This window comes from uncultured Shewanella sp. (assembly GCF_947495455.1).
GTDB lineage: Bacteria > Pseudomonadota > Gammaproteobacteria > Enterobacterales > Shewanellaceae > Shewanella.
Map to the genome: position 1 here is coordinate 1 of NZ_CANLZC010000190.1, position 4,656 is coordinate 4,656.

The following is a 4,656-nucleotide window of genomic DNA, read 5'->3' on the forward strand; positions in this document are numbered from 1 at the left end:
GATTGATTAATCTTGGTCGAAAGATCTGATCACAAAGAGGGCTATTAGTTCAATTTCTTATCCCGAGTTCAGGTTATGATATTGTATTTCATAGGTATGCTTGATACGGTTAGCCGCGTTTTTAAAATCATCTTGCGTTAACTCATTTGAATAAGATAATCCAGAATAAATAATAAAAAACAGATATAATATTGATTTATACATAAAGACTTTTTGCATTTAATAAAAAATAGATTGTATCACTTGAATTTTTATTAAATGTAAATAAAAGTATAGATGACAATAAAAGGCTTAATTATAATTTTAAAAATCAAAACAATTAACTTTGAAATTTTTCTATGTACTTTATAAATACAAACTACAAACATAAAAATTGTTTATAGCTTGTATTATTTACTTTTAATTAAAGTCTATTTTCCCGTTTAATAAGCTTCATGAACAACATCCAAGACTTCAATTTTAGCCTCTACCACTAAATCTAATGCTTTTAATTGCTGAGCCGCCAATAAAACATCTTGATTGTCCGGCACTTTCAACACAGCTAATTGGGTGCCATTGTAGGCTGAAACAGCATGTAATCCAGTCGCTTGTATCACCTTATCAAGGGTTACATCTTTAGCCAGTAATACCGTGATATTGCCTGAAATAGGCGCTAACTTATTGGTTAATACATTGCGTGCAAGGGTTCCTTCTACTACTCGGTTAATGGGTCGTTCATTTTTAACCACTGACATGGTCCCCAAACTGCCTGTCGTATGATCAATGGACGCAATGCTTTTTGGCACTAACGCCAGTTGATATTCCACTTTATAAGCACCAAAATCACTTTTCTCTGTAGTTAGAAGATAATGCTTCTGCCTTGATAAGTCATTGGCTTGTATTCTAGACTGCTGTAACAAGCGATCTACCTCGCTTACTTGTTTTTGTGCTTGAGCAGGTAGTATGAATATGATTGTCAAACCAATGCTTATCACCCACATTACTATTTGTTTCATGATGACTCTCCTTATTCAGCAAGTGAAGTTTATTTAAACCACTTAACACCCTTATTTTCTTTGTTTATTCAGAGTACTCATCAGTGACCAAACACTCTCATTGCCACGCCTTCTAATATACTGTCCTCTCGATTATTCAGATAATATTGTGCTTGAGCCTCACCTAGACCTCGCGATGATAATGTTAAATCGTCACCACTGGTATCTAATAGGTGGATCGTCCAGCTCCCTTGACTGGGTTCACCGTAAAATGCATTGGATAAAAAGACGCCATCTTTAATAATATAACCTTCTTGCTTTCCTTCACTATTAGACCAAGCAGGCATAATTAACGCTTGTTTAGATGACAGCAGTATACTGCGCGTTCCTTTTGGAGAAATCACTTCAATGGCTAAATCCATGCCTGCTGTCGTACTAAATCGTTTGCCATCACTGTCCATTAATCCTTCGATCATGTCGCTATTGAAAATATCGAACTTAAATTGCACTGCCTCTAACGTTAAGTCATCCTCTACATCAATAGTGACAGTCACGCCATTAAGATCATTATCTTTAATGGCTTTTTCAAGAGACGGCGCATTAACACTAGTGCCTTGACCTTGCCATGGGCTGATCACTTGCTCGCCCAAATCTTTATCATAAAACTGAGCCATTGCGACTGCGGCGCCCGCATTGACTCGACCAAAGCCATATTTATTATTAAAAGAATATCCCGCAGCATTGGTCACCCAAGCCTCATGAGCAATGAAGGGACCATTGGGCATAGTCAATGACACAGGCTGATCATTCAAATCAACCTGTACACTGGTTGTGACCAAAATATGTCTCACATCTCGCCAAGTTAATGCAGGGTTAGCCGATAAAATCAAGGCTATCACGCCAGACACATTGGGCGCAGCAGAAGAAGTACCATTGAATGTAGAGGTATAGTTACAATTTAAGTTATCTTCATGTGCAGGATAATTAAAAGGAAATAATTGCGTGGCTAACTCGTCATCATAATCTAAGAAACGATTAAAACTCGCATACCCTTTTAAACAACTCATTTGATCTGTGGTGACCATAGCAGGTGCCCATACGCCATCTTCCCCGCCAGGGGCTGAAACAAAAATATTCGCCCCCGCTGTCGAATAACTGCTGTGTTTACCATCTGCATTCACGGCCGCCACACTTAAATAATAAGGGTGCGCCTGACTGGACTCAAAATTCCCATTGTAACAAGTGAGCCCAAATGTATTGGCTCCATTATCTGCACAAACAGAGCCTTCGGCCCCATTATACATAAAGCTATTTCCGCTGGCCTTCACGTTTAGCGCACCTTTGCCCTCTCTTAAGTTTAAGACGGGGTAAGCATAGGTCGCTTCGTCAATCTCTGAATAAATAGAAAAAGCGGGGTAAGTCGTCCCGTAGCTACGATTAAACACGGCAATATTATCTTGAGCAGAGAGACCACTGCCTGGAAAACCATGAATTAATTGGTCAGTTTGTGGAACAGTATAAAATTCACCTAAGAACTTCATACCAATAAGTTGAGCATTGGGTGCCACGCCTCGCCCCCCTAAACCATTCCAGCCTTCAGCTGCAATTAACCCCGCTACGCCAGTACCATGATCGCCATTCTCTGCCTGTGATGTAGGATCCATTTTATTTAAAGCCGCCCCATCAAGGTTTAAGGATTTATTAGGCACAATATTATTAGTTAAGTCTTCGTGGGTAATTTCAAGGCCACTATCAACAACCACTGCCGTCATCCCTTGCCCTGTCACTCCATAAGCATAAGCTTGTGTCACATTCATGTCTTCACCTGGCACCAATTTAGCTAAATTTTCCTGATACAAAGTCTCAGCCATCACTATGGCATCCGCTTCGCTATAGCCGCTTTCCATGAGCCATTGAATATAAGCTTGTTTTAATGCGTCACTGAGGGCATAGGCTTTTTGACCTGTATTGCGTAAATGCCATTGCTGATCCGCTAAGGGATCACTCATCACATTAGAAATCACAATCGATGCACTGGCCGATTGATTATTCAGAGTAACAGTATAAGGGATTTCGGCATCTTCACCTGTTAATGACGTATATTGAAATGTATTGCCCTCTAACATCGTCAGTGTGCCATGACTGAAATGGTATACCTTATCTTTTGGTATAATCACTTGCTCATTTTCTTTAAAAGTAATGCTGGCGCTACTGCTTAATGTTGGTTCAACCGACAAATGGGATTCGGCTGGGATCCAATGTTTAGCTGCGGTAATTTCCACATTTGCAGCAGACAATTTTATAGTACTCTCAGTATTGTCGCTTACATTACTGTGTTGACTCTCCCCCCCTCCGCAAGCACTTAAGGCAAGTAATACTAGGGTAGACAAACTTGAAAACTTAAATACATTCTTCATGCTTTAGACTGCTCCTCATCCTTGTCGTTTCACTTAAACTACATTTTTGCAAAACTGAGCAACCATTAAACACATAAATTAACCATAATAAAACATAGACTTAAGTTTTATATTATTCATTACAAATAAATGATTATATGTTTTACTTTTTTGGCATAGGTATAGAGATATAATGAAATGACTAACAGCGCTAAAAAGACAGATAATCACCAATCAAAGCCAGTGCAAGGCTTTGCTTTACTATTCACAGTGTTTGAAAATTGCTCTGATGGTACTGCCACCACACGAAAACGTCCGTGACTATCATTGGCGCCTGCTGAAATCACTCCTGCGATATATGGCGTAGTGTGTCCTTTCACCTTCACTAAAATAGGCGCTCCAGAATCACCTTTTGTTAAAGCACAATTTTTAAGACGCCACATTGAGTCAGCATTTCTTGGTAATGCCGACTGACAAGTCGCCGTTTTTGTCAGATACTGAGCGCTTCCCTGAGCATAGCCTGCTGTGATCAAGGCCTCTATTCCCCCCACATGCTGATGCCATAATGGAAAATGCCCCAAGAAACAGCCAATGGACTGTTCAAGTTCCAGCACAGCCCAATCGATAAGTAACGCACTTCCCTCAAACTGTCCGCTGGGAAATGTATGGCTTGGAACCGTATAGGATGTGATCTGGGTAGCTGCACTCACTAAGTCGCCTTTTAATCCAGCATAAAAGGTTAACTTTTCAGGATGAATATAAGCCTTTTTCTCACTGTCATAGAGGCAATGCGCGGCACTTACGATTAAATTAGCGGCCACTAGCGTGGCTGTGCAGCTTGTCATTTTTTGCTTGGGTGATTGTTGAATGTGCGGTTTTTGAATACTTAGCTTGCCAATTCGATGCCAGGGTATGTTCTGCTGCTGAGAAAAAAGAGGCATAACCACTTTATCCTCTTCACTCGCTAACACGCTTGGGGCCCAAATAAACAATGCAATGCAATATCCGGCAAAACTGTATTCGGCAAATAGTAAAAACTTTATCACACCGAGTCTTTTCCAAGGCGACATGACATTCTCCAATAGCATTAACAGATATCGCGATAAGGTAAAGGCCCGCTCAGAAATTCTTAATTCTCCTTTACCTCACTGCATTTATCCTATTTATTTTAATCTTAGCTCCCCTAACCCATGTGCTGTACCTGAGTGCAATACCAATTCTATTATATAGATGATCAATTCAGAGCTTCTCAGGCTTTTCAATTCAAGGCGCATTTATGCTGTAAT

The 4,656-nt window shown here is 40.0% G+C and carries 3 protein-coding genes; all 3 read right to left on the bottom strand.

Going from position 1 to position 4,656, the window contains the following annotated elements; genetic code table 11:
* Positions 1–422: 422 nt before the first annotated feature.
* A complete protein-coding gene (locus tag Q0791_RS24470; protein WP_299011877.1) occupies positions 423–995 on the bottom strand; it encodes a hypothetical protein in 573 nt (190 codons plus the stop codon).
* Between the two features lie 80 nt (positions 996–1,075).
* Entirely contained in the window at positions 1,076–3,391 is a 2,316-nt protein-coding gene (locus Q0791_RS24475; RefSeq protein ID WP_299011878.1) for a S8 family serine peptidase, read from the bottom strand.
* A 206-nt stretch (positions 3,392–3,597) separates the two neighbouring features.
* On the bottom strand, positions 3,598–4,440 hold the full coding sequence (locus Q0791_RS24480) for a trypsin-like serine protease (RefSeq protein ID WP_299011879.1): 843 nt from the start codon (positions 4,438–4,440) through the stop codon (positions 3,598–3,600).
* Positions 4,441–4,656: the final 216 nt, after the last annotated feature.